Below are 19552 nucleotides of genomic sequence, written 5' to 3'. Positions count from 1 at the left end.
TGCTCCTCACTTCTCATACGCATTACCACCTCCGCCGCTTCGCAGGGGCAAGACATGTCTTGCCCTCTTATGAAACCATAACACTACCACTTACCATATAACCATTACCACTTTCTCGATCGGTACTCCGAACCGGGAAAAGGGTGCTTGCATCCTCACTCGTAATACTCCGGCAGCTTTTTCAGCCCTTCCCACTGCTCCTTGTCATGACCGAAAATCACAAGCCCGATATGCTCCCGTTCGACCAGATCAAGCAGTTTAATCGTACTGGCGCGGATCGCTTCAGCGTCCGGGTTGCTACCGTCGTCCTGCTCGTCACGGGTAAAGCCCTCGCCGAAGGGTACAGCGTCAATTGGCAATAAAATCGCCCCCGTTTTGAGCAGCCGCACCAGCACCGATTGATGTCCCGGCACATGCCCGCTCGTCTCAATCAGCTCCAGCCCCGGCAGCAGTTCCGTGTCCCCGTCCACCAGCCGGATGCGCTCGATTGGCTGATCCCATTGGGGTCGATTGGCAGCAAAACGTGGGTTGCTCGCCGCATCCAAATGATGCACACGCTGAACAACATATTGCGCCTTCGTGAATGTCGCGTGTCTTCCGGCATGGTCGATATCATAATGCGTCGAAATGACTGTATCAATATCGTCCGGTTTTAAGCCAATGCTCGCCAACTGCTCGATAACGTCCTGCCCATTCTCGAACTCCGATTCTCCTTCAGGCATAATCTCCGGTAGACCACTATCAATCAGAATATTCTTGCCGTCACCCGTTTGCACCAGATAGCACACAATCGGAATCTGGTATTCCGGCATGGACCCAACCTGCATCAGATAAAGACGCTTCATGGCATTCTGGCTCATAAACTCCTCCTCGGAATTGAAACATATATTCTATCATATCAATCGTGTTGGCATTCGTATCGGCCCGGCGTTAGCTTTCTGCTAACACAATCTAACAGCTCACGTTGGCCCGTTCATAGAGCGGGCCGAAGCTGATCGCCTCTTCCTGCTCATGTGCGAGAATCGCCAGGATGGGCTTTACAAAGGAGAGCGGCAAAGCCTGAATTGATGCGGCCCCGATCATAGCATGCTTGCTAGTTATCGGGTACATTAGATTTCGTCAGCAGAAAGCTAACGCCGGGTCTGTCAGTCTTGCGCACAAAGGTCTTCCGCTCCCTCATTGCATGCAAGACATTCTACTGTCAAACCTGCGCAAAAACTTCTCCTAACTTGCTCTTTTGGTCATGCAGCATTACCGCCTCGCATTCCAAAACAGTTTCTCAGATAGTGTTTGAAAGTGGTCATCTCGCCGAGAGGAAGAAGAAAGGGGTTGATGTAACGAGTCGAAGAAGCAGAAAGAAAGTGCAGAAGGCGTATGAAGGTGACACTGGGGAGGAAAGCCTATCCCTCCGATCTGACGGATGAGCAGTGGGAACTGTTGGAACCCCTGATCCCTCAACCATCCCTGCAGGGCCGCAAGCCGTTTGTCTCGCGGCGCGAGGTCGTCAATGCAATTTTGTACGTTTTGCGCAGTGGATGTCCCTGGCGCATGCTGCCCCATGAATTTCCCGCGTGGCAAAGCGTCTATTACAATTTTCACCGCTGGGAGCGCGAAGGCGTTTGGGATCGTATTCTGCAAACCCTACGCATGCGGATGCGCACCAGGCAAGGCCGAGAGGAAGAGCCAAGTGCGGCGATCATCGACAGTCAATCCATCAAAACGAGTGCGGTTCGGGGTCCTGAAAAGGGCTACGACGTCGGAAAAAAAAACGTGGGGCCGCAAGCGTCATGCATTCGTCGATACGCAGGGCAATCTGTTGGCTGTGAAGGTGACAGGAGCCCAGGCCTCTGATCACCAGGGCGGCACTGCCCTGCTCGAGCCACTCAAGAATGCGCTTCCCCGTCTGCAGCTCATTTGGGGCGATAGTCATTACGGCGGAACCTTTCTGACCTGGGTGAAAGAAACGCTGGGCTGGACGATTGAGACCATCCATGCAGTCACGCTCCCCAAACGAGGCCTGCTCGTGCCCGAAGGGGAGGAGGTGGACTGGGACGCATTGTTTCCCACAGGCTTGCGGCCTCAGCCCAAGCGATGGATCATTGAGCGCAGTTTCTCCTGGATCGTGCGCTGGAGGAGGCTTTGCCGCGATCACGAGGGGCTCCCACAGAGCAGTGAGGCCTTTATCAAGCTCTCTGCCAGCTACCGTATGCTCACCACGCTCGTGCCAGCTTTCCCATCGCGACCGTTTTAAAACACTATCTCAGTCTGGACCACTTATGAAATTGACCCATATCATGTCTAAGCTCTTTTGACCCATATTGTGTCCGAGGCGGCTAAAACTTTTGGCAAATCACAGAAGGGGTCATGTGCGCCCCAGTAGTTCTGGTGAGTGAAGAGGCTGAGATCAGCGAAGAAGACCTGGACAAGAATGGCTGCTGGAAACAGCCAGGCGTCGATTACATACAGTATCCGTATCCCTTTATACATATAGCTCCTCCTTTACAAACCTGACGGGCTTGATACTCTGTGAGATGTTGCCGAGAGCATCTGTTCTTTCTCGATCTGTATTCGTTTGTATCCCAGACGAAGTTGTACCGTTGCTATGTTTGCGTTGGTTGGATGATACGTTACTGCTATCATCTCCTCACCACCAGAGAGTGGCAGATTCACAACCTCACTTCCGATGTTTTCCGTCGCCCCGGTCACTAGGGTCATAGCAAACTCCTTTCATCTGTAGAGAGGGCTCTATGGTGCTTGAATATCAATACAGTTCATGCTCATACCGTAAGGAGAGACATGGTTGTGGCAACCATATAATTGTCATCACACAGAAAGAGGATTGAACTCTCCTTTTTGAGACAGCTTTTCTGAATGTGCCTTACTTGCGTCGTGATTGGATGGAGAAACCCTCTCTGATGGGTTTATTGAGCCAAGAAAAAGAGGTGAGAGAAACAAGAGAAAAAGGTGCTTCACACACTGGTTCGGTAGGACCCCACTAAGAAACGTCATGCGCTGCTGGCGCGGCGCACCACTCCGCATGAAAACGCCAATACAAGAGCTTTGTAGGCGTTTTCAGAATATATTGTTGGCGTTGGATTCAGCCAATCAAGACTTCACCATATACAGCTTCACTTACTAACCTCTGGCTCCTGAGGCTGGAGCTTCACCAGCATTTGACACAGCATGCTATTTTCCCCCATGCCTTTCGGATGAAGGTAAGATGCTGCGTTACTCACATTGCCTGAGTGAGGCTGTGCTCTCGCACAGCAGAAGATCAAACGCCTCTTTGGGCGCACTTCCCGACATGCTACACTCCTCCTTGGCTTTCGCCGCTAAGTAAGTTGGGTGACCCAGAAGTTATACTCTCTCAATGGACGCGCAATAGGTCTCCCATTCGAATAATCAGATGGGCACCTGTCCCAAATCAGGCACCTCAACCCTCTTTCTGTGTGACGATCTCGTGATGGTCATCACGACACTCTCTCGGCAGAGCAAAGAGCATGAGAAATGTTGATATTCAACCGTCGTAGAGGTACCACTACACACAAAAGGAGAGGATAATTGCATGACAAAAGAGGACACGAAGAATCTCATCCTTCACATGTACAATGCATTTAATACCAGGAATCTGGCTGCTGTAGACGAGATTTTTGCCCCGGACTTTTATAGTCACCCTCTGAAAACAGGAATTGAGGGTGCAAAAAATCCTATGCGGCAAGATTTCAAGCATTTCCAAACATCCAGGTCGTTATCGAGGAGTTACTGGTTGACGGAGAGAAGGATGCCAGTCGGACCAGTATACATGGAGTTCCAGCCACGGCTGATGGTACTCTGCCGATGATCATAGAAATTATTCGCATCCAGAATCGGCGGGTTGCTGAAATATGGGCATTAACAAATATGAAGTAATATAAACACATAAAGAAGTTTTCCAGTAAAAAGCCAAAATAGGCATGAACAGAGTCACCTCGTTGCTGCTGCTCGCCCTGGTGGACTTGGCCGCGCGCCGGTCATTCTGCAAATGGCTCTGGCAGGAATACACGCCGTTCCGCTGGTATCAGCACTGTATCCGGCGAATACGATGATCCTCTTCGGGGTGAACCTCTACCTGATCTGGCAGATCTGCCAGACCTGGCAAACAACGCCGAAGAAGAGCTAAAAATATACCCATCGAATAGATGCGGTTTAGATACAAGATAGAGGGAAATGCAACATGGGCAGGCCGACTAACTCGACACGCGCGTATCGCGTTGCAGCAGATCTGGAGAACTGGGCCACCGACAACTCGCCAGACTATAGAGATGCGTTCGAGGTGCAGGTCTTGAGTACCGATACACGTACACCCGAGCTGTGGGCGCGCGCCGTCTTCGAGCGTGCCCCACGGCTGGTGCGTTGGTTCCTTCTGCTGGGGTGGCGGTGGGTACTGGGCCTTCAGCTTGGGCCACGGTCGTCGTTGGATCACGTTCTCGGCTGGCGGATCACCTCAAAGGAAACTGACGCGATCCACCTCGAACTGCGCTCGACGCTCATGACTGCCCAACTGATCTTGCGCGTTGCAAGCTCAACGGCCGTCTTGACCACACACGTGTCCTACACACAACGCCTGGCACACCCGCTTTGGACGGCTGTCGGCCTAATCCATCGGCAGATGGTCCCCTATCTCCTTGGGCGTGCTGCGTCTTGCCCACGGCGTGCAACCAGTTAAGCATCGACTGATCCCATCGGTGAGCCTGTCCGCTCAGTTTCTAGGCAAAATCAGATCGGCACCTGCCACAAAAAGGGCGACTCAACCCTCTTTCTTTGGAGCGTACTATCGAGTTCTTGCATCAACAGTTTGATTAAGCACTTGAGGAGGGGCATAAGATAGGCTCATCATATCTCAGCTCCCCTCCCATAGTACATCGTGTCCTTACACGACCCTCCTGTCCACCACCAATATTCTCATAGTGTAAATTGACACATAAAATCGCCATTTTCTTCTACTGACGCATATCTCCCCGTTTTGGCTTTTAGGCTCTTGTCCACTTTCGGGGCTTAGTACTCGCTTGCTTGAAAACGCATTGACGCAAGGTGATGTAGTCTCTTCCATGAGAAGCTTCTGAAGGTTGTCTCATTATCGAGAATGAGGTTGTGATGGAAGAGACATCCTTGTTTTCCCTCCCAGATGGGATGTTGATCGAGCAGTTCCAGATCAGTGAAAAGAGTCTGGTTATCACCGTCGTTGCTACTTCTCTTACATCGTGCTGTCCGCAATGCTTTGAAGCGTCCTCATCAGTCCATTGTCACTACCAGCGAACCTTGAGTGATATCTCTTGTATGGGACGGCGAGTCCAACTGCTCCTGACCGTTCGGAAGTTCTCCTGCCGGAATCCTTTCTGTTCGCGCAAAGTCTTTGCAGAGCGTCTCCCTACGTTTGTCGAGCCCTGGGCCAGGACCACCATCCGGTTCTGCCAGCAGATCACGTCTATTGGTCTCTCCACCTGTGGCAATGGTGGCGCTAGACTCGCCGCTCATGTGGGAATACAGACCTCTCGTCAGACCATTCTGCGCCGCATCATGAACATTCCTGATGGCTTGACGGGCTCAGTGCTCTTTTTAGGCATAGACGACTTCTCGTTTCGGCGTGGCTACCGCTTCGGAACGATCCTGGTGAACCTAGAGAGCAGGCGTGTGATTGATCTTTTACCAGATTGCGAAGCAGAAACCTCAGCACAATGGATGCGTCAACACCCAGATATTACCGTTGTCAGCCGTGATCGTAGGAGTGAGTACGCCAAAGCAACCTCCCAAGGGGCTCCCCAGGCCACGCAATGTGCGGATCGTTTTCATGTGATAGTGCGCCGCATAGGCGCGTATTCAATTCCTTTCGGAGAAAGGAGAGGTTGAGAGCAAATGACCTCTGGGGCGGTGGCTTACCTGGCGGGAAACCTTAAGGGGACAGTAGCATGCCACAAAGCCGAGCTTGCCTGAAGGCGTTTACGGCAAGGCCCGATTGCCCCGCACATCATGGTGAAGCTGCATTGCCGAACCTAGCCTACCAGCGGCGGTAAGGAACGCCCGTTGATAGATAACGCCTGTTGCAACGTTCCCGCGCATACACATCAGTTCAGCACGGATGTGAAATACACTGGGATTGAGGAGACCAGTGGAACGCTCTCGTGCGAGAAGCGATGGGAAATGATCCCATTGAAGGAGGCGAAAGGGCACCTACCATGCGCTAGAGACGTCGAATACGTGAGAATGCGGGATACTCCTCCCTGTGCGAGCAGAAGGAGTACAGAGCCATCGTAGTACTCGCGGGAGTCACGACCCGTCTTGGAGCGTCGGAAAGCGACGTACAGGGGGAAGGGTGGCAGGGAGTACAGGAGAAGAGGGGATGTTGGCGCGTGATGCGCTAATGAACATTCCCCAGAGGCTTCTGGAAACTGGAAAGCCCGTTGCCATGAAAGTGGCCCGGCGGGTTTGGGAAGGGGCCGTTGGAAAAGGGCTGGCGTTAGTCAGTACCTCGCTAGCGGCCTACTTCAAAAAATTTAACAGAAGCAACACAACTGCTCTTAGCACGCTGTCATGCAGAAATTCTGGAGGCATCCAAAACGAAAGAAGCTGGGGTTCGTGAACGCAAGAACCATGTAATCTCCATTGAAGAATGGCGGCCTCCAGAGCCAGCACATGTAGAGAAAGCACGGTTGGCTCGAAGATCTGGACGCCTTGCACGCTATCAACAGGTGGCGGAGCTGCACGAGCAGGGAGTGAAGCCACGGGAGATTGCCCCACTTGTTGGTCTTTCTGACCGTACCGTTCGAGGCTGGCTGAAACGAGGAACCTTCCCAGAAGTCAGGAAACAGCGCAAGAGACAGAGTCACTTTGACGCGTTTGCCCCCCTACGTTCTTTCTCGCTGGCAGCATGGCGAGAGAAATGGCTTGGTCCTGTGGCGTGAAATCTAGGAACAAGGCTACAGCGGATCAGATCGCAGTGTCTATCGCTATCTGAAAACCCTCAAGCTGTCAGAGGTCAAGGCAGAGGTACCTCTTCATCGTCTCAAGAAATTCTCTGCCAACACGGCTGTCTGGCTGTTTGTGCGTAATCCCAGAACGCTGGATGAAATCGAACAGGAGGATCTTGCTGCCTTCTGTCAGGTCAGCCCTACCCTCAACAAAGCCTACTATCTTATACAAGATTTCCTTTTCATGGTTCATCAACGAGAAGGAGATCGTCTAGATACTTGGCTCTCCCAAGTAGCAGAGAGCCAATTGCCAGAACTTCAGTCGTTTGCTTGTGGGATAGAAAAAGACAAAGACGCGGTGAAGGCCAGTCTTACATGGTCGATCAACAATGGAGTAGTCGTCCTCACTCAAGTTCTTTTGCAATCGAGATTGCACCACATACAAATATCAAATGTCCATGCTTACACATACAAGCATCCTTTTATCTGGGGAAAGCGTTGACGACATCCTCTCCCGAGGAGGCTTGGCATTGCCAGCTTGCCCAAGATGACAAAAATTTAGCGGATGCACCAGTAAATCACCTTTTCCACTCCGTTACATCATAGATACCATTATCCCTTTTTTGTAGCATTCTCATTTTTCATATTTTACAGTACCAAAAAATCTTACCTCCTCCGTTCTATTAAATAGATAAGCTTCTTCATAACATAGATGCTAAATGTGGCTAGGAACTCTTCTGGACGATAAACCAATTTGCTGATCAATGATTGAGTGTTTTTTGGCTAGATCTTTCTATTTGGGGCAAATGTTTGAATTTTCGCGCAAACCCACCCAAGATTGAATGCTCATTGCCATTGGACCTTGCCGAATCACCTTATGGCACGATTCGGCAAGGTCCAATGGCAATGAGCATTGACCTGGATATATGGAAAAGGAGTTCTGACTGTTGAAACAATCCCTAAAATCGGAAATCGTCCTGGTGTTCTTGGACAGTCTGTAAAAGATCAGATAGTTTTTCCGTATAGAGCGATATATGCCCGCAGGCGGTACATACTAGAGCTGGAACTCTCAAATCGAGGTTACGCTGATACGTATCAAGTTGTGCTCTCAGATGAAGATTGCGGACTGTCTTGCCTGCTACGCGGCGTCCTCCGCATTCTGCGGCAAGGGCGAAGTGTGGGTGGTTGCGGAAAAGGATTCATTCCTGTTTTTCTCCTGATTTTGGGTTTGGGTTCTTCGGTTAAAACGGTGGGAACAGGGAATGCTTGTAGAGATGTTGCCACTCATCGCAAGCCCCATTTTTGCTTTCACCACCACTATCAAGGTGAAGGATGAGCAGCTTTTATCAAACCGAGCGTAAAACCCCTGCCTTCAGGCTTTACACTTACACACAAGTTTGAACGTTTATAGAAGATCCGCAAGACCATGCGAGAGAGCTGAGGCGCAATGTGGGCAGTTCATGAAGCACTCCCTCTCCGATGAGTCGTTGTTCTTTTTAGCATACCTCGCAAACAATCACCACGACAAGCCTTCTTCCGAATTCTGACAGAACCCTATGAAACACCTTTTCAGGCCCATTCGTTCGTTTTGCACTGGGTACTCGTACTACATTCTTCTCGGCCCTCAGCCCGTTTGCTGGCAGCTTGTGTGCACGGCAGGTGGCACACGAGGGCGGTACCCCAACCCCTACGGGCCAACCTGAATGATCATCTTGTGCTCGTCGAAGGGCAGCACATTGCCGGGACTATCGGTGACTGTAATGCGGACCTGGGTAATCCCGGGCCGGTGCAGCAGCAGATCCTGCGCCAAGGCCGCATTGAGGCCCGCGATCAAACGCGCCATCTCCTGCCGGCTCGCTGCATCAAACTGTGCCACCCACTGCCCCTGCGCCTCGATGTGCAGCGAGATCATGCCCTCTGGATTCTGAATCACAGCATTGATCAATGTCGTTTTCAGCGGGCTGGTCAGGGCATAGTTGTTGTGAAAGGTCTGCGTGGCATCACTTTTGAGCAGGTTGGCCGCCATGGCATAGGCATCATCGCGATTGAATACTTCAGCTATGCAGGTCATCGTCGTGGAGACGGTCACGCTATTGGAGCGCTCGCCCGCGCTATGGCTGGCGCTCGAACTGGCACTGCATTTCGCCTTTCCGGCCTGCTGTTCCCCGCTCTGAATCTTCCCTTGTATCGCCTGCTGTCCCTCGCTGGTCATTTCGGCTGCCAGGTTGCTGGCGGCCATATCAATATCACTCTGCTGCACATACGAGTAGGGCCGGGCATCCTGTCCGTCACTGAAGGCATTATGATTGGTCAGCGTAATGCCAGCGTGGCAGCAGGTTGTCTCTTTAAAATCCAGGGCCGAGATATTGCCTTGCGCGCCGGGAATGAGCGCGTGGGCGATACTGCTCATGCTGCCTTCGGTGGGCGGATTGGCTGCGGGAATGGTAATCGTTTCGTCGGTGGCGACCTGAATGCCTTTCTTATCGGCAAAGATCGTTCCGGCGGGAATGTTCTGTGAATAGGGTAGGGCATTATAAAAGGTCAGCAAGCCCAGGGCATTGGTGGCCTGAGTCATGCCGCGTCCGGAAGTTTGCACCGTTTTTGTGTGGGGTGACGTGGTCACGCTGATAAAGTGCGCGGCTACCTGGTGCAGCGCCGGGTCAGGCACCCAGGTCGTCGCCGAAATAGCATAGACATTTTTAAATGTTCTCTTCTCAGGCGTGATGGTCACACTGGCGGAACTGCCGGGGAAGAGTCGGGCCAGCGGGCCGAATCCGGCAAAAACGCTCAACATGGAGCCGCCGATCAGCAGGAAGAGCGCCAGCAGCATAGCAACCAGTAGCGCACGTGTGCGCCTATGCTTGCGTCGTGGCGGTGGGGCTGGGACCAGGCTGACCACCACATCTATTGGAGTGAGCATCTGGCTGGGAACGCTGAGCGGCGTGACGGCCTCATCCACCACTATCGGTCTGGCCTCCATTGGCTGTAGTGGTACTGGTAGATCCTCTTTCTCCTTCTTCTTCTGTGCGACCTTGTCTCGTGGCGCTGGCTTCTTAGGCGGAGCGGCAGGACGTTCAAATGGCTGAGCCGGCGACTGGTCAGCGGAGGCTGGCGCCGGAGTAGAGGTGCGTGCTGGCTTCTTAGGTGGAGATAAAGGTGTCTCGTTTGGTGGAGATAAAGGTATCTCAGTCGTCTTTTTTTCAGCAGAGGCCGGAGGCTGATCTTCGCTAATAAATGTTTTAGCATAGCTGGCATAGTTTTCTAGCGAGAGAAAGACCGGGAATTGCTGGCGTTGTGCTAATCTGGCAATCGTAGTGTTAGATGAGGCCACAATCACAAGTTGGGTCTTCAGCCCCTGTAGCAGGTTTCTCAGGTCTGTGAAGTCGGTTGTACGCCGGAATGCGGCGTTATCGTCAGGCATGACCAGTACAGTATGTCTGCGTCCCAGTTTATCCTGAGCAAGAATCGCGGTCAGAATACTTTGCCGGTCATCCGACGCGGCCACGTGAAGAATTCCAACGCTGGCGCTGCGTGGATCGTCGGGTCCAAATAGTTCCGTGCCATTCTTCTGTCGCATAATGCGTTCCTTTCCTGCTGCTTCGGGAGGGTTTTTCAGTTTTCCGACCTCTCCAACGCAAGCTCGCTAACGTGCCTGCTCCTCACCCAGGCTTTATTGTATAACGAGCAACGCTAGCAAGGTTTCTCTCTTTTCCTTTCGTGTATGACTTTCCTCTCCTTTTCCCATCCTTATGAGCTATTTCATTGTAACCTCTCTCTCACCCGGGGTAAAATCGTATCCCGGAGATTGCCATTTACTCCTGTTTGTGGAGGAGGGGGTACAGGTGGAGGCTGTGTGGGTACGGGTTTTGGCGCTGGCGGGGGCTGTGTTGGAATTGGTGCCGGTGTCGGTGTTGGCATCGGAGTGAATGATGGAGTCGGAGTCGGCGAAGGAAGAGGAGTTGGTGAGGGCGAAGGTTTTCGCGTTGGGCTGATGGTAACGGTTGCTCTTATCTGGGTTCTCTTCTTCACTGGTGTCGCATGCTGCCCTGTCCATGCAATTTTCTGGCCAGCCATTGGTGTCACAGATGGCAGCCTCGATCCATAGCAGCAATTCCTCCACAGCAGGCACACATCGATAAGACAAAGACCCCAAAAACAAGCAGTAGTTTGGCCAGCAGTTTCTGCGCTTTGAACCATTACCAGAGACCTTTGCGTGGGTGATATCACAGTATTGCATGCCAAAGGGTAAAAGGCTAAGCGATTGACGAATAGCTGGAAACCAGCCGACAAAAGATCCCTACGATCCTCAATGCTAAGTTCAGGAACAATTTGTGAACCTGCAAGAGCAATCTCATACCACTCCAATCCTGCTCACAAAGCCATATACGAGTCGCGTATGTAGCCAAAAAGCGAAGCAGCCCCCAATTGGGAAATACCTATGGCAGTCTCCTCGCGTTGAATCGCGCTCTATCACCTTCAGATGCTCAATGGAAAGATCAACTTAAAACCAACATGCCGTTTCGCGCCAATAAGAGTTCTGATTAGCAATCTATACATATAAGGAGAAAAGAACATAATGACAAATATGATTTCGGTCAATGCGGCAACCAGTGGCCAGTTCAATATCGGCGGCGACCTTCAAATCAATCGCATTGGCTTTGGTGCTATACGTATCACAGGCGAGGGCATCGGGGGCGAGCCAAAGGATCGTGCGGAAGCACTGCGTACCCTGAAGCGACTGCCAGAGCTTGGCGTAAACTTCGTTGATACCGCCGATAGTTATGGCCCTTATGTTAGCGAGAATCTGATCCACGAGGCGCTCTCTCCCTATTCAGGTCTGGTGATCGCTACCAAAGCTGGCCTGACGCGGCATGGTCCTGATATCTGGCGACCGTTGGGGCGGCCTGAATATTTACGTCAGTCCGTGCTGATGAGTATGCGGCGTCTGGGCGTCGAACGCATTGATCTGTGGCAATTACACCGTATCGACCCAAAGGTGCCACGCGATGAGCAGTTTGATGCTATCAAGCAGATGCAGCAAGAGGGCCTGATTCGCCATGTGGGCCTTAGCGAGGTCACAGTTGAGCAAATTGAAGCCGCGCAGAAGTTCTTCCAGGTTGTAACGGTTCAGAATCTCTACAATCTAGTGATGCGCCAGAGCGAGGATGTGCTTGAGTATTGCCAACGCGCCAATATCGGGTTTATTCCCTGGTTTCCGCTGGCTGCGGGGAGCCTGACACAGCCAGGCTCCCCACTCGATGCTCTCGCGAAAGAGAAACATACGACCCTCAGTGGTATCGCCCTCCCATGGATACTGAAGCGTAGCCCCATCATGTTGCCAATCCCTGGCACCAGCCAGCTGAAGCACCTGGAGGAGAATATAGCAGCTACCAACATTGAACTCAGCGATGAAGAGTTTCAGCAGCTCAACGAACTGGGTCAGCGCGAGTGGCAGAGACATCAGATTGATAAACCTCAATACCTGAAGGATCTGGAAAAGTAGGCAATATGCACACCAAACGGCGCGTTGTAGGGCCCATGCTTGCATGGACTCTCTCCACCGGGCGATACGTTCTCACGGCGCGAATAAGGCCACGTCAGCATGGACTCTACAAGATCTCCTGCGTAAAGCAGTTTTTCATATAAGAAAGAGTTTTCCTATGTCACAAGCGCAAGCTCATCGTTCGATAGCAGAGGAACAGGCGTCTCCCACGCGCATTAATCCTCGCATCATCCTGCTTTCGCTGGGCATGTTTGCCCTGGGCACTGATGCCTTTGTCGTAGCGGGCGTGCTCCCCACAATCGTGAAAGAGATTGAAGTGAGCGCGGGACTGGTGGGCCAATTGATAACCGTCTTCGCTTTGACCTATGGGCTGGGAGCGCCTCTCCTGGCGGCACTAACAGGACGTTGGCCGCGTAACCGAGTCCTGATAGGCGCACTTGGCCTGTTCTGTCTCGCCAATCTTGCTTCGGCGCTCTCCCCATCGTTTCAGCTCCTACTACTTACAGTTCACCTAAACAATGACAACAGGGTTTCAGGCCAACAGCGCGAAATACACATCTAAAACAAGACCAGATAGTACCTCCACACCTTGAAGGTTTTCCTCTCTCTGCGAGTTGACCGGTTCATTTCACCACTCGTCGCCCGATCTCTTGACAGAGATATCTCAGATATCTTATCCTATTAGGGATATCTGAGATATCTCTGAAAGTGAGCCGAAATATCAGGAGAAGGAGAACCCCATGCCAGATATTCTCATTCGTGATGTCCCATCCGAGGTGGCAGATGCCCTCACTGAGCGAGCGCGGGCCGCTGGGATGGATCGCCAGGAATGGTTACGCCAGCATTTCGCACAACTTGTCCAGCTTCCCATCGTCAAAGTCAGTTACACCTTGCGGTTTTTCGGACCCCAGGACGAGGTGTACGGATACATCAAGCGGTCCCCCGATGGAAGGATCGGATTGCAACTCCGGCCGGTCGCGCTTCTGACAGGCGAGCAGCGATTAGCTTTCCGGCAGGCGGGCGAGTCTGTCCGCCGTAATGATCCCGGAGACCGTGAGAAAGCCTTTAAGGTGCTCAGTGGGGCCTTTGAAGAGGTCTATGAAATTCCTTATTGGGATAATCAGGCACGGACATTTGCCAGCCCTCAATCATCTCCTGAAGAGGCGCATTGAGTTTGACCAGGGCCGAGAAGACGGTTTTTGACTTCCACCTATCTCCACCCACAGCAAAAACGAAAGGAAGTGTTTGATGAATGCCACAAAGATTGACACCCTGTGTGTGCCTGGAGCAAGCCTCTACTACGAGGTGCGCGGAAGAGGCCCAGTGCTGCTCTTGATCGGTGCCGGTGCTGCTGATGCTGCAAGCTTCAACGGCATCGTCACCCATCTCGCCGACCACTACACCGTCGTCAGCTACGACCGTCGGGGGTACTCACGCAGTCCGCTTGACGACTCGGAAGAAGAGCAGCGCATTGAGACACACAGCGATGATGCTCACCACCTGCTCGCCATCCTGAGTACCGAACCAGCGTATGTGTTTGGCAGCAGCGGCGGTGCCAAAATCGGACTCGACTTGGTGATCCGGCATCCCGAGCAGGTACACACGCTGGTCGCCCATGAGCCTCCCGTTATGGAACTGCTGCCCGAGGCCGAGCGCCCCGTCATGGAATTGCCGCCTGATGCCGGGCGTCCCCGCACGCCGCTCGACAATCTCCAGAAATTCAGAGAAATCCTCGGCGTCAGCTATGAGGATCGCGAACCGGACGCTGAATTGCCTTACGAATCGCCCGAGACGAAAGCCCGGCTCGCTGCGAACAGGGCGTTCCTCGTCACGCACGAAGCCACGATGTATCCCCGCTACACGCTCGATATCGCCGCGCTCTCTGCCACACTAACGCGGATCGTGATCGCCGCCGGACAGGCTTCGCGAGGGCGCTTTCCTCACCGGGTCGCTACCCTGTTGGCAGAGCGTCTGGAAACAGCTGTCGTGGAGTTCCCCAGCCATCATGCTGGTTACGTGAGCCACCCAAGAGCATTCGCCGAGCAGTTGCGCAACGTGCTCGGCGAGGAAGCTGGAACGTAAGGCGTGGTCTTACGCCTACACATCTGGACGCCAACGCCACCTAAGCCCGGAGCAATCTGATTGGCGAGTGGCTCCAGGTGAGGGCTTGCTGGGCTGACACTTGCTTCTCCTGTACAGGAGAAGCATCCTCTCGAAGAGTGGTTGAGAATACATGGATGTTTTGCAAAGGAAGAAAGCGTATGGAAGAACAGGAAGAGAGAGGCTATGAACAGACTCAGGTGGCAAAAGCTCATCTGGTCCTGCTCATGCAAGCGGGATATTCCTGGCACAAGGCTGCTGTAACAGCAAGGCTTCGGATCAGTCAATCAACTGCCTACCGCTTGGTGATCGCAAGTGTGAGCGCTATTGCCAGGAACAGCGCAAATTGTTACGTGCCTTAGAAGATCTCATCACCAGTGAACGAATGATGTATGAGTTGGATAACAGCAAAACCAGGTGATGACTGTCTTCAAAGTAGTTTTGGTGAATTTGGTAATGTGGACACGTGATCGATATTTTCCAGCATCATATGAACACGCGACCTGGAAGCGCTTGGCTCCCTTTTTCCATCTGCCAGGGGTGGTGAAACAGGTACAGGACACCGTGGAGGTGTTGCTTCGGCCTTTCAATGACAGACTGTACAATCAGGATTTAGAGGTGCTTTGTGAGCAGGTCAATGCTATCGCTCCACACTTGCCTGACGGGCGTCGTCTGCATTTTCAGTGCAGGTCAATGAGATGGTGCGTCCCATTCTAGATGTGCAAAAACGCCGAGTGACCTAAAACCCTGGACAAGCATTGCTCAGTATGTGGGAGCACCCACTGGACGGACTGCCACGCCCTCGATCCCTTGCCCGAAGGATTTAGGGATTGCTTTTCGGATAATGTTCAAACTTCCATTGACATCGGCATTGATACGCCTGCCAGTACTACTACGAAACAAGCCACGTTTGATACGTTTGCCCAGGTAGTGCTCCTGATGACAGATGGGTTCAAGATCAAGAAAGCTACACTTACTGGTGTGGCTTTCTTCTTGGACAATCACGCGTATTCCAACCAGTTCTGCTTTATATTTGAACATGCCAATGAAGCGAGCGAAAGGGATTTGCACAAACTGTTGATTGTTGCGCCTTCCAATGTTGATTTCCTGCTTCCAGCCGTCATTCTTCCCGATCACCACTGTTCCTATGCCTTCCTTGATCAGGTGCTCGATAATACGATGGCTTTGGGTGTGCAAGTAATGATCAATTTTACGTGTACGCTTATTGGTTAGCCGGTCGCTGCAATTAGTGCTGTGGACACTCGGCCCTGATGAATGGCTGCTCTTTCTGAAACTGCCTGACTATGCGCCACGTACTAGGCGGAAGACAGTCGATGTTGATATCATCCAGCTTCCACTTCCAGACATTGATGAGAGCCAGCAGCAAGCAACTTCATCTTCCTGACGAGCAAGGAAAGACATACAAGAGATACATCCTCTTTAGCCGCGCAAGAATGACAGGACAGGTTCCAAAAGAATTTCGCGCTCGGTGATCTCCTGCTGGTGATCAAGATTCTCGAAGAAGCGGAGTTGAACACCAGCCTGTTCGATCTCCTGGCGGCTCTCTTTCAGTGGAGTAGCGACGCGTTCGTCCGCTTCGCCAACATAGACGAGCAGCGGGCAGTGTACATTTTGAGGATGAGCAATAGGCCAGTGAACGAGAGCACGCCAGCAGGCAATTTGTGCCGGTAGGTTCATCTGGCTCAGATAGGCATCTTCCTCTGCATCGAAACCCAGCTCTGCCAGTGTGCCTTTGGCTTTGGCTTCCAGGTAGCTTTCAAACCAGTTTACAATCTCATCAATGCGCTCTTGAGGATACACACGTCCAAAGAAACTTCCGGCGATAACCGCGCGCTCGACTTGCGAGGAGCGTGTCGCCAGTTGAAGTGCTGTCGATCCACCGAATGAGTGACCCCAGACCTTGTAGCGCCTCACCTCGCAGGCTTGCAAGACTGCCTCAACATCGCCGAGAACTCGCTCGATACTGTAGGCTGCGGGATCGGTCGGCATGTCGCTTTCACCTATCCCGCGTCGATCCATCGTAATGACCGTGAATTCCTGGCTCAACGGCTCGACATAGCCCAGCTTGTGCCAGATGTGACGCGTCGCTTCAAAACCTTGCAAGAGTAGTAGTGCTGGCCCGTGACCCAGTCTCTCGTAAGCAATTCGCACCCCATCAGGGGATGTGGTAAACATACGTATTTTATCTCTTTCATTCGTTATGAAAATTCTCTTCTTAAACCTCAACTATCTTATCACTTCATGTCAATGTATTTCCTTGATGGCAGGCTGCCCCATACGTAGCAATGTCAAACATTGTGTCACATGTGCTACCATCTTCTCCGACATGTCTTTTGCTCTGACGTATTTGCTCACTTTGCACTGACCACATACGTCAAGCATGTTACGGCGAGTGCGATCCGTTAGTCCGAGTGTGACCCGATAACTGACGTTCTGATGTAGGGCACAATTCCCTACCCGCGAGGTGAGCGCGGACAGCATCCCTCCGCCGGTGCGACTGGACATCAATCAAGCGAAGCGAGGGAGGATACGGAAGAGAAGCAGAAGCCTCATCTGAAACTCTTCTAGCTAGTTGCTATGACCAGGAGACGAATGTACGCCTGAACCATCGTTAACGGGACCAAGCCTACGGAGGATAACAGGCTTGACCAAAACGGTACTGGCCGCGATGAACCCATCGCAGTGCATGAAGCATTTCGGCTGTTTTCATGCTCACTCACGACAAGCCCGGTGGATAGTACAGGTCTAAAGCAACGCAAAACAGAATGTTGGAACGGGATAACTCTCATCATCGCTCTCATTGGCGGTCGATCCAATGAGCAGGTGTCCAGACCGCAAGCGAGATGAGAGCAGGATTGCCGAAAAAGCAAATGCCTGGGGTAATGCCCAGGATAGGCTGACGTCGGCACGATGATATGGAAGGAAGAGGTACCAGTCGGATGGCAAAAAGGAAAGCACCCCAGGTCAAGCCACCGCTTGATCCTGAGAGTGAGGCTTGGAACAAGATCCCCTGGCGTAAGCTAGAGCAACATTGTTTTCGCATCCAAAAGCGCATCTTCCGAGCCAGTCAACGTGGCAACACCAGAGCAGTCCACAAACTCCAAAAATTGCTGATGAAATCCCAAGCAGCCAGGCTGCTCGCCGTTCGCCGGGTGACACAGGATAACCAGGGCAAGAAGACTGCGGGCATCGACGGAATAAAATCCGTCAGGCCAGCCGGACGCCTTGTCATAGCAAACCACATCCACCCGAAAAACTGGAAAGCGACATCTCCACCGGTACGCCGAGTGTGGATACCGAAGCCTGGGAAGGCCGAGAAGCGTCCTTTGGGTATTCCCGTCATGGAAGAAAGGGCACGGCAACATCTTGCCAAACTCGCCCTGGAGCCAGAATGGGAAGCCCGCTTTGAACCCAATTCCTACGGGTTTCGCCCAGGGCGCTCTTGCCATGATGCAGTCGAGGCCATCTTCAACTCGATTAAGCAAAAGGACAAATATGTCCTGGATGCCGATCTGAAAGGGGCCTTCGACAACATTAACCATCAAGCCTTACTGAAAAAGCTCAACACCTATCCGGCCATGAAACGCGCCATTCAGGCATGGCTCGAAGCAGGAGCCATCGACACGGGAGTCTTTGAGGAAACGAAAAGCGGTACTCCTCAAGGGGGCACGATTTCGCCACTCCTCATGAATGTGGCGCTTCACGGCATGGAAACAACCGTCATGGATGCATTCCGCACGAAAGAAGGAAAAACCCAATTCGTTCGGTATGCGGATGATCTGGTGGTCTTTCATACAACGGAAGAAGGGGTAAAAAGAGCGCAAGCAGTACTGGAAATATGGTTAACCGACATGGGACTGGAATTGAAACCGAGTAAAACCAAAATAACTCATACCTTGAAGCCCTATCAAGGGACGGTCGGATTCGAGTTCTTGGGGTTCGCCATCCGGCAATTTCCAGTGGGCAAAACGCACACAGGGAAAAATACCTGGGGAAAACCACTTGGTTTCAAAACGATCATTTCGCCGAGCAAGGGAGCAATCGAACGCCATATGCAGGAAATCGGCAAAAGCATCAGGAAATTACGGTCAACATCGCAACAAGACCTTATCCTGACGCTCAACCCGATCATTCGAGGATGGGCCAACTACTATCGAACGGTAGTAGCAGCAAAAACATTCTCCCTCTGTGACCATCTGGTCTATCAGCAATTAAGGAGATGGGCCTACCGTCGCCACCCGACCAAGGGCAGGCAATGGATCATCAGAAAATACTGGAGCATGGAACCTGGCGCAAGCTGGGTCTTTAGGGACCAGCAGGAGCATGTGCTCACAAAGCACAACGCCAGACCGATCCAACGTCATACCAAAGTTCGGGGAACGGCAAGCCCATATGATGGCGATTTCCTGTATTGGAGTACGCGACTCAAACGACACCCAATGCTGAGTGGAACGATGGGTAGATTACTTCAGAAACAACAGGGAAAATGCCGATGGTGTGGACTCCTTTTCAAAGATGAAGATCAAATAGAAATCGACCATATTACGCCAAAAAGCGAAGGTGGCGGGGAAGAGTTGAGTAACAAATTTGCTCTTCATCGGCATTGCCATGACCAACGGCACGCTCGACGCGCCGCGACAAGTATCCGTGACAAGGACCGTATGATCGAGGAGCCGGATGACGCTAACGTGTCACGTCCGGTTCTGGAGCCGAGCATGAGGAGTGATCCTCATGCTTAGGGTAACAACTTACTCATTGGGTGAGGGGATGGCTGGCAAAGGTGAACTGCAACACAACTGATCTGTTGGTGTGAGGTGCAAGTCCTCACCTGGTGTATGGGCACCAGAAAGTGACATCCCCGTGGTAGCGACTGGACATCAATCCACGAAGCGAGATGTGAGGCGAGAAAACTGCAAGTCCGAGGCAGGAGAAGCCTGAAACGTGCTGTCATGGTGAAATACTCTCTCACCAGAGCGTGAATTGA

The 19552-nt window shown here is 52.2% G+C and carries 20 protein-coding genes and 2 pseudogenes; 14 read left to right on the top strand and 8 right to left on the bottom strand.

Annotated features, from left to right (window positions below):
* Nucleotides 1–155: 155 nt before the first annotated feature.
* Both JMJ04_RS29650 and JMJ04_RS48190 read right to left on the bottom strand, forming a co-directional pair.
* Nucleotides 156–860 carry an N-acyl homoserine lactonase family protein gene (locus JMJ04_RS29650; RefSeq protein WP_201373995.1) on the bottom strand — a complete coding sequence of 235 codons (705 nt, stop codon included), beginning with the start codon at nucleotides 858–860 and terminating at the stop codon, nucleotides 156–158.
* 91 nt (nucleotides 861–951) lie between these two features.
* Nucleotides 952–1083, bottom strand: coding sequence for a hypothetical protein (locus tag JMJ04_RS48190; protein ID WP_268887386.1), 132 nt, complete (start codon nucleotides 1081–1083; stop codon nucleotides 952–954).
* Between the two features lie 291 nt (nucleotides 1084–1374).
* On the opposite strand from JMJ04_RS48190, the gene JMJ04_RS47015 reads away from it, so the two are divergent.
* Together JMJ04_RS47015 and JMJ04_RS29645 are read left to right on the top strand one after the other, a co-directional pair.
* Nucleotides 1375–1851, top strand: coding sequence for an IS5 family transposase (locus tag JMJ04_RS47015; RefSeq protein WP_201369692.1), 477 nt, complete (start codon nucleotides 1375–1377; stop codon nucleotides 1849–1851).
* The gene (locus tag JMJ04_RS29645) at nucleotides 1817–2251 is read left to right on the top strand and encodes a transposase (protein ID WP_236038367.1); all 435 of its coding nucleotides are present in this window, start codon (nucleotides 1817–1819) and stop codon (nucleotides 2249–2251) included. Before JMJ04_RS47015 ends, JMJ04_RS29645 begins: the two co-directional genes overlap by 35 nt.
* A gap of 47 nt (nucleotides 2252–2298) precedes the next feature.
* Here JMJ04_RS29645 and JMJ04_RS29640 read toward each other — a convergent pair whose 3' ends face one another.
* Nucleotides 2299–2487, bottom strand: a complete 189-nt coding sequence (locus JMJ04_RS29640; RefSeq protein ID WP_201373993.1) for a hypothetical protein — start codon at nucleotides 2485–2487, stop codon at nucleotides 2299–2301.
* Between the two features lie 12 nt (nucleotides 2488–2499).
* Nucleotides 2500–2715, bottom strand: a complete 216-nt coding sequence (locus JMJ04_RS29635; protein WP_201373992.1) for a hypothetical protein — start codon at nucleotides 2713–2715, stop codon at nucleotides 2500–2502.
* Between the two features lie 1238 nt (nucleotides 2716–3953).
* On the opposite strand from JMJ04_RS29635, the gene JMJ04_RS48185 reads away from it, so the two are divergent.
* The 5 genes and pseudogenes from JMJ04_RS48185 to JMJ04_RS29615 all read left to right on the top strand — a co-directional run bounded on the left by JMJ04_RS48185 (nucleotide 3954) and on the right by JMJ04_RS29615 (nucleotide 7446).
* Nucleotides 3954–4085 (top strand): hypothetical protein, encoded by a 132-nt coding sequence (locus JMJ04_RS48185; RefSeq protein WP_268887385.1) that lies wholly within the window; start codon nucleotides 3954–3956, stop codon nucleotides 4083–4085.
* 128 nt (nucleotides 4086–4213) lie between these two features.
* A complete protein-coding gene (locus JMJ04_RS29630) occupies nucleotides 4214–4705 on the top strand; it encodes a DUF2867 domain-containing protein (protein ID WP_201373991.1) in 492 nt (163 codons plus the stop codon).
* A gap of 428 nt (nucleotides 4706–5133) precedes the next feature.
* Nucleotides 5134–5835: pseudogene (locus JMJ04_RS29625) on the top strand (ISL3 family transposase); the annotation flags it as partial.
* An 851-nt stretch (nucleotides 5836–6686) separates the two neighbouring features.
* The gene (locus JMJ04_RS29620; RefSeq protein ID WP_201373990.1) at nucleotides 6687–6938 is read left to right on the top strand and encodes a helix-turn-helix domain-containing protein; all 252 of its coding nucleotides are present in this window, start codon (nucleotides 6687–6689) and stop codon (nucleotides 6936–6938) included.
* Between the two features lie 49 nt (nucleotides 6939–6987).
* Complete coding sequence (locus JMJ04_RS29615) at nucleotides 6988–7446, top strand: transposase (RefSeq protein ID WP_420799532.1); 459 nt, start codon at nucleotides 6988–6990, stop codon at nucleotides 7444–7446.
* A 1185-nt stretch (nucleotides 7447–8631) separates the two neighbouring features.
* Here JMJ04_RS29615 and JMJ04_RS29610 read toward each other — a convergent pair.
* Nucleotides 8632–10521 (bottom strand): baseplate J/gp47 family protein, encoded by a 1890-nt coding sequence (locus tag JMJ04_RS29610; RefSeq protein ID WP_201373988.1) that lies wholly within the window; start codon nucleotides 10519–10521, stop codon nucleotides 8632–8634.
* A gap of 276 nt (nucleotides 10522–10797) precedes the next feature.
* Here JMJ04_RS29610 and JMJ04_RS29605 point away from each other — a divergent pair, with 276 nt between their 5' ends.
* The 6 genes from JMJ04_RS29605 (at nucleotide 10798) to JMJ04_RS29580 (ending at nucleotide 14909) form a co-directional block, all read left to right on the top strand.
* Nucleotides 10798–11049, top strand: coding sequence for a hypothetical protein (locus JMJ04_RS29605; RefSeq protein WP_201373987.1), 252 nt, complete (start codon nucleotides 10798–10800; stop codon nucleotides 11047–11049).
* Between the two features lie 480 nt (nucleotides 11050–11529).
* Entirely contained in the window at nucleotides 11530–12447 is a 918-nt protein-coding gene (locus tag JMJ04_RS29600) for an aldo/keto reductase (RefSeq protein ID WP_420799531.1), read from the top strand.
* Between the two features lie 157 nt (nucleotides 12448–12604).
* Nucleotides 12605–13009: an MFS transporter gene (locus tag JMJ04_RS29595; protein WP_201373985.1), complete on the top strand. Its 405-nt coding sequence runs from the start codon at nucleotides 12605–12607 to the stop codon at nucleotides 13007–13009.
* A 178-nt stretch (nucleotides 13010–13187) separates the two neighbouring features.
* Nucleotides 13188–13619 (top strand): hypothetical protein, encoded by a 432-nt coding sequence (locus JMJ04_RS29590; RefSeq protein ID WP_201373984.1) that lies wholly within the window; start codon nucleotides 13188–13190, stop codon nucleotides 13617–13619.
* A 76-nt stretch (nucleotides 13620–13695) separates the two neighbouring features.
* Complete coding sequence (locus JMJ04_RS29585) at nucleotides 13696–14529, top strand: alpha/beta hydrolase (RefSeq protein WP_201373983.1); 834 nt, start codon at nucleotides 13696–13698, stop codon at nucleotides 14527–14529.
* Between the two features lie 179 nt (nucleotides 14530–14708).
* Nucleotides 14709–14909, top strand: a complete 201-nt coding sequence (locus JMJ04_RS29580; protein WP_201373982.1) for a hypothetical protein — start codon at nucleotides 14709–14711, stop codon at nucleotides 14907–14909.
* A 400-nt stretch (nucleotides 14910–15309) separates the two neighbouring features.
* Here JMJ04_RS29580 and JMJ04_RS29575 read toward each other — a convergent pair.
* From JMJ04_RS29575 to JMJ04_RS29565, 3 genes and pseudogenes are all read right to left on the bottom strand, one after another.
* A pseudogene (locus JMJ04_RS29575) lies at nucleotides 15310–15801 on the bottom strand (IS200/IS605 family accessory protein TnpB-related protein); the annotation flags it as partial.
* A 186-nt stretch (nucleotides 15802–15987) separates the two neighbouring features.
* Nucleotides 15988–16743, bottom strand: coding sequence for an alpha/beta fold hydrolase (locus JMJ04_RS29570; protein WP_201373981.1), 756 nt, complete (start codon nucleotides 16741–16743; stop codon nucleotides 15988–15990).
* 570 nt (nucleotides 16744–17313) lie between these two features.
* Nucleotides 17314–17514 carry a hypothetical protein gene (locus tag JMJ04_RS29565; protein WP_201373980.1) on the bottom strand — a complete coding sequence of 67 codons (201 nt, stop codon included), beginning with the start codon at nucleotides 17512–17514 and terminating at the stop codon, nucleotides 17314–17316.
* Between JMJ04_RS29565 and ltrA the strand changes: the two genes are divergently transcribed.
* Nucleotides 17508–19307: a group II intron reverse transcriptase/maturase gene (gene ltrA / locus JMJ04_RS29560; RefSeq protein ID WP_201373979.1), complete on the top strand. Its 1800-nt coding sequence runs from the start codon at nucleotides 17508–17510 to the stop codon at nucleotides 19305–19307. The two genes, JMJ04_RS29565 and ltrA, sit on opposite strands and share 7 nt — an antisense overlap.
* Nucleotides 19308–19552: the final 245 nt, after the last annotated feature.

It is taken from the genome of Ktedonobacter robiniae, from assembly GCF_016587375.1.
Lineage (GTDB): Bacteria > Chloroflexota > Ktedonobacteria > Ktedonobacterales > Ktedonobacteraceae > Ktedonobacter > Ktedonobacter robiniae.
This window is presented reverse-complemented; position numbering and strand designations above follow the sequence as displayed.

Excerpts from the sequence above, each read along its gene's own strand:
- JMJ04_RS29650 (WP_201373995.1), bottom strand. The coding sequence starts at position 860 with ATGAGCCAGAATGCCATGAAGCGTCTTTATCTGATGCAGGTTGGGTCC.
- JMJ04_RS48190 (WP_268887386.1), bottom strand. The coding sequence starts at position 1,083 with ATGATCGGGGCCGCATCAATTCAGGCTTTGCCGCTCTCCTTTGTAAAG.
- JMJ04_RS47015 (WP_201369692.1), top strand. The coding sequence starts at position 1,375 with ATGAAGGTGACACTGGGGAGGAAAGCCTATCCCTCCGATCTGACGGAT.
- JMJ04_RS29640 (WP_201373993.1), bottom strand. The coding sequence starts at position 2,487 with ATGTATAAAGGGATACGGATACTGTATGTAATCGACGCCTGGCTGTTT.
- JMJ04_RS29635 (WP_201373992.1), bottom strand. The coding sequence starts at position 2,715 with ATGACCCTAGTGACCGGGGCGACGGAAAACATCGGAAGTGAGGTTGTG.
- JMJ04_RS48185 (WP_268887385.1), top strand. The coding sequence starts at position 3,954 with ATGAACAGAGTCACCTCGTTGCTGCTGCTCGCCCTGGTGGACTTGGCC.
- JMJ04_RS29630 (WP_201373991.1), top strand. The coding sequence starts at position 4,214 with ATGGGCAGGCCGACTAACTCGACACGCGCGTATCGCGTTGCAGCAGAT.
- JMJ04_RS29610 (WP_201373988.1), bottom strand. The coding sequence starts at position 10,521 with ATGCGACAGAAGAATGGCACGGAACTATTTGGACCCGACGATCCACGC.
- JMJ04_RS29600 (WP_420799531.1), top strand. The coding sequence starts at position 11,530 with ATGATTTCGGTCAATGCGGCAACCAGTGGCCAGTTCAATATCGGCGGC.
- JMJ04_RS29595 (WP_201373985.1), top strand. The coding sequence starts at position 12,605 with ATGTCACAAGCGCAAGCTCATCGTTCGATAGCAGAGGAACAGGCGTCT.
- JMJ04_RS29590 (WP_201373984.1), top strand. The coding sequence starts at position 13,188 with ATGCCAGATATTCTCATTCGTGATGTCCCATCCGAGGTGGCAGATGCC.
- JMJ04_RS29585 (WP_201373983.1), top strand. The coding sequence starts at position 13,696 with ATGAATGCCACAAAGATTGACACCCTGTGTGTGCCTGGAGCAAGCCTC.
- JMJ04_RS29580 (WP_201373982.1), top strand. The coding sequence starts at position 14,709 with ATGGAAGAACAGGAAGAGAGAGGCTATGAACAGACTCAGGTGGCAAAA.
- JMJ04_RS29570 (WP_201373981.1), bottom strand. The coding sequence starts at position 16,743 with ATGTTTACCACATCCCCTGATGGGGTGCGAATTGCTTACGAGAGACTG.
- ltrA (WP_201373979.1), top strand. The coding sequence starts at position 17,508 with ATGGCAAAAAGGAAAGCACCCCAGGTCAAGCCACCGCTTGATCCTGAG.